1 protein-coding gene is annotated in these 4,135 nt (G+C 69.6%); it reads right to left on the bottom strand.

Annotated elements, in window-relative coordinates; all coding sequences use genetic code 11:
* The coding region (locus G3O06_RS46925; RefSeq protein ID WP_205820155.1) for a DUF4781 domain-containing protein at window positions 1-3,988 on the bottom strand (3,988 nt) is incomplete at its 3' end.
* Window positions 3,989-4,135: the final 147 nt, after the last annotated feature.

Raw genomic sequence — 4,135 nt, forward strand, 5'->3', positions numbered from 1 at the left:
TACGCGTGCCGGCGCCGGCCGGCTCGTCTGGTTCGGCGGTGCGGGCGCGCAGTGCCTGCGCATCGGCGCTGCGCCGGTCGCTGCGCGCAGCGGACGTGCGGTTCACCTCGGTTTCGTCGTGCTGTTGATCGACGCGCGCGCGCTCCTGGCTCGTACGCTGCGTGCTGCGGGCGTTGCTCGCCGTGCTCGCCGTTTCGCCCTCGGCGGCAGTCTGTTCGAGGCTGCGCGGCCCCTGCGCTTCGGTGTCGTTCGCTTGCCGGATCGCATCGCGCGTTTGCGCGATCGCATGGTCGAGGAGCGCGAGCTTCGTCTTCGCGACGATGTTCGGCGTCGTGCTCATCTCGCCGTCCGGGCCGAACGACAGGCGCTCGCCGGTGCCCGTCACGTCGTCGACGCGCGTGCCGTTGGTCCAGGCCTTCGGCGACGCCTTCACGACGGACAGCGTACCGTCTTCGCCGAGCACCACGGTTTCGCCGGGTGGCATCTGCTTGCTCGAGACCTTGTCGAGCACGCGGATCGGCTTGTTGTCGTAGGTCAGGATCTTGTCGCCGACCATCAGCATGCCTTCGGGCGACACCTTCACGGCGTCGCCATCGAGTGTCGCGCGGGTGCGGCCGTACGCGAGCGACGACGCGTCGCCCTTGTTCAGGATCTGGCCGAGCAGCTTGCTGTCGACCGTGACGGTTTCGCCGTCGGTCGTGCGGATCGGCACCGGCCGGCCCGAGCGGATCCGCTGCGACGTGACCGCGCGCTCCTTGAGGCCGCCGGCGGCCATCAGCGCGACGTTGGTGAGCCCGGCCTTGAGTTCCTCGCCGGCTGCCTTCTTGTTGCCGGTGAAATAGTCGACGCCGGCTTCGCCGAACGCCTCGACCGCGCCGCCGACGCCGGTCACGAGCGCGGTCGCCTTCGCGCCAGTGGTGAGCAGCGACGCGACTTTCGGCGTGCGCGTGAGCGCCGTCACGGCGCGCGTGAACAGCTTGCTGCCGGCGAGCTTCGCGGCGCCCGCCGCGCCCATCGGCACGAGATTGATGAAGTCGGCGCGCGCGCCCGCGTCGGTGAACGGGTTGATGCTGCGGCCGTGCTCGATGCGCGTCGCGATGTCGAGCCCGGCGCTCGTCATCGTCGAGCCGATCGCCGTGTACATCATCGTCGCGCCGAGGACGTTCAGCGGCACGCCGACGATCGCGCCGATTCCGGTGCCGTCGAGCAGCCCGCCGAGGCCTTCGAGCGCCATCCCGCCGAGCATCATGCCGATATTCGCGCCGGTGCTGGTCAGTGCGCCGAGGAAACTGTCGAAGCCGCTTTCGTGATGCGCGGCCCTCGATACGAGCTGCAGCGTGCCGTCCGCGTTGTGGCCGGTCGCGATATCGACGGTGCCGTCCTTCGAGAGTTCGTTGTTGTTGATGTAGTCGTTGATGTCGTTGTACGTGCTGCCCGTTTCGTCGACGTATTGCGTGCCGTCCTTGCCGGTGACCTTGAAGATCGCGCTCGTCGTCATGCCGGCGTCCTTCGCCGCATACACCATCGGCAGCACGCTGACCTGCGTGTTCGCGCCGCCGCCGGCCGACAGCAGCGTGTCGCGCACGGTGTTGATCGTCTTCAGCTTGTCCTTGTCGGTGAAGCGCGCGACGTCGTCGCTCGTCGGCGATACGGGATCCGAACCATCGCTCGCCGATGCGGTGTTCTGCACGTCCGGCTGCATCCCGAGCGCGACGCCGATCAGGTTGCGCTGCTCGTTGTCGGTCAGCTTGCCGAATGCGATCGTGTTGCCGTTCTGCGTGCTCGCGCTCGCCGCGTCGAGCAGCGAGTTCGACAGCTCGCCGCGATGGGCCTCGTAGAAGTCGTGCAGCGCCTTCCGGTAGTCGTTCCCGGCGTCGGAGTCGGGCGCCGCGTAGCGCAGCCGCTCGTCGAGCCCCGCGTCGAACTGGTCCATCAGCACCTGCTGGTGCGACGTCTCGCCCAGCAACTGCAGGCGCTGTACCGCGTTGTCCGCCTGCGTGACGGCCGCCTTCGCCTTGTCGAGCTGGTCCTGGTACAGGTTCGGGCGCGGCGTCGACGGCGCCGGGATCATGTCGTCGCCCGCGACGGTGCGAAAACGCACGGGCGGCGGATTGGCGGCCGCCCAGTCGTCGTACTGCTGCTGCACCGACGCAAGCGTGCTCTTCGCGCCCGTCTGCTGGATGCGTGCCTGCGACAGCGCGGCCTGGGTCGCGCGCTCGTTGACCGAATCCGACAGCCGGCTGTCGGCCGCGCGGATCGCGCCAGCCACCACCTGCAGGCGTTTCGCGTCGAGCATCGTCGGGCCCGTCGGCGCCGCCGGCGTGGCCGTCGATTGCGGCAGCGCGAAGGGCGTGGTGAGCGACTGCGGTAATCCGCCGTTCGCGGTCGACAGCGACGGCGCCGGCAACGGTGATGCCGTCGGCAAGGTCGGCGTGGCGGCGGGCGTGGCGGTCGCGGCGGTCGACAGCGACGGCGCGGGCTGCGCCGGCAAGCCGTTCGCGGTCGACAGCGGCGGCGCAAGGAACGGTGACTGCGCGGCCGGTTTCGTGAAGATCGAGCGCGCGTTGACCTGCGCCTGGATCTGCGACGCCTGATCGTCGTACTGCTGCGCGAGCGTTGCGCCGTAGGTGGCGATGAAGCCGTCGTGCGCGATGCCCGCCTGCTGCTGCGCCTGCGTCAGTTTCGCGTACGCGTCGCCCACGTCGAGATCGACCTGCGGGTCCTTCAGCGTCGAATTCGGGTTGGCCTTGTGCCAGGCGTCGGCCGCCTGGGTCTTCTTCGTGTAGTCGGCCTGCAGCGTGTCGACCTGCTGCTGCGCGGACAGCATCTGCAGGTAGCTGCCGCTCGTGTTCGCGGCCGTCTGTGCGCGGGCGAGGGCGGTCTTCGCGTCCGATACCGCGTTCGCGACGATCACCGTCGGCCCTTCCTTGCCGCTGGCCGCATCGTAGCGCTGCTGCGCAGTCGTGAGCGCCAGGCTGTCGTTCGCCGCGCCGGCCGCGGCGTTCGCGTAGTTCGCATCCTTCGCGGCCGCCGTGACGGCCTGCTGCGCGGCGTCCTGCGAAGCGGGCGCATCGGGCATCGTGACCTGCAGCTCCAGCGGCTGGAGCGCGTCGTTCAGCCGGCCGACGCCCGCGTCGAGCGCGCTCTTGTAATCCGGATCGGCGAGGTACGACTGGAATTGCGTGTACGCGAGATTCGAATTCGCGACGTCCGCGTAATACTTCGACGCGCCGACCGCGGCCGTTGCGCTGGCCGTCTGCCAGTCGTCGTAGAGCCGGGTCTGCAGCGGGTTCTTGCAGTCGCCCGGCTGCGGCACCCAGTTCGGATCGTTCGCGTGATCGGGAAACGCGGCCAGCAGCGCCTTGAACTGCTGGTCGGCGGCGTGCTGCGCGTCGCCCGGGTCGGTCACCTTGCCGGAGTCGTCGATCTTCATCCCGGCCGGCATGTCGGCGTTCGCCTGTTCGCCGTACAGGATCATGTAGCCCGCGTCGGTCGTCACGTTCAGGTCGCGCTGCGCGCTGTCGGCGGCGGTGCGTGCCTTCGCGTAGGCATCCTGAGCGGTCTTGCGGTCGTCGGGTGTCGACTCGGGATCGCGGTTCGTGAGCCGCAGCACGTTCTGCGCGCCCTGCAGCGATTGCGACGCGTTGTCGTATTGCGTTTGCGCGTCCTGGATCGCCTTCTGCACGGCGCGCGTCTTGTCGTTTTCGACCGTGATGTCGGGCGGCGGCACCGTGTACTGCGCGGCCATGCTCTGGACCAGCGACGTCGCGGACGCGATCTCGGCGTTGGTCGGCTTCGACGGATCGGTGGACGGCGTGGCCGTCACGGGAATCGGCGGCGCCACGCTCGGGTTCGCGGGGCCGGCCGACGGACCGTCCTGCTTGGGCGGGGGCGGAGGCGGGGGCGGCGGCGCGACGACCGGGTTCAGCGTTTCCGACAGGAAACGCTGCCAGTTGACGCCCAGTCCCAATCCGTCGATCAACAGCATGCTTGTCTCCCTTGAACCGCGCGGCGCACGGCGCCTGCGCGCCGCGATGCGATCCGACGAGTGTAGGGACACGGGTTGCGGCCGGATCGCTGCTGTTTCGTAGCGCCGCGGCGCGGCCGGCGCGCGGGCGCGCCGCACGCTACGAGA

Origin of the sequence: Burkholderia sp. Ac-20345, assembly GCF_017104825.1 — a bacterium.
GTDB lineage: Bacteria > Pseudomonadota > Gammaproteobacteria > Burkholderiales > Burkholderiaceae > Burkholderia > Burkholderia lata_B.